This is a genomic window from Kitasatospora sp. MBT63 (genome assembly GCF_000710465.2).
Lineage (GTDB): Bacteria > Actinomycetota > Actinomycetes > Streptomycetales > Streptomycetaceae > Kitasatospora.
The window spans coordinates 5444-5993 of record NZ_JAIZ01000592.1; the positions used below are offsets into that span (position 1 = coordinate 5444).

A 550-nucleotide genomic window follows, 5' to 3' on the forward strand; every position below is an offset into this window, starting at 1 on the left:
TCTACGGCGGCACGGGGACGGGCTCGCCGTCGCCGTCCTCCTCGCCCAGCTCCTCGCCGACCACGCCGGCCTGCCCGGCCACCGGCAACCTGGCGCAGGGGCGTCCGGCGACCGCGTCCGGCTCCACGCAGACCTACGGCGCGGGCAATGTGGTGGACGGCAACGCGGACTCGTACTGGGAGAGCGCCAACAACGCCTTCCCGCAGTGGGTCCAGGTCGACCTCGGCTGCCAGGCGGTGGTCAAGCGGCTGGTCCTCGAGCTGCCGCCGGCCGCGGCCTGGGGGGCGCGCAGCGAGACGGTCGCGGTGCAGGGCTCGGCGGACGGCGCGAGCTTCGCGACGGTGGTCGGCGCGACCGCGTACGGGTTCGACCCGGCGAGCGGGAACACCGTCACGGTGCACCTGCCCGCGACCGGTGCGCGCTACCTGCGGCTGACCTTCACCGCCAACTCCGGCTGGCCCGCCGGCCAGCTCTCCGAGCTCCAGGCGTTCGGCTCGTAGCCGCACCCGCGGCCGGACGCGCCGGCGCCCCGCGCACCCTGGTGGCGGAT

Annotated in this window: 1 protein-coding gene; it reads left to right on the top strand. The window is 76.2% G+C overall.

Translation table 11 applies throughout. From position 1 onward, the window contains the following. Positions 1-500, top strand: a 500-nt coding sequence (locus tag AA75_RS31450; protein ID WP_149038487.1) for a discoidin domain-containing protein, incomplete at its 5' end; no start/stop codon positions are given. Positions 501-550 lie beyond the last annotated feature (50 nt).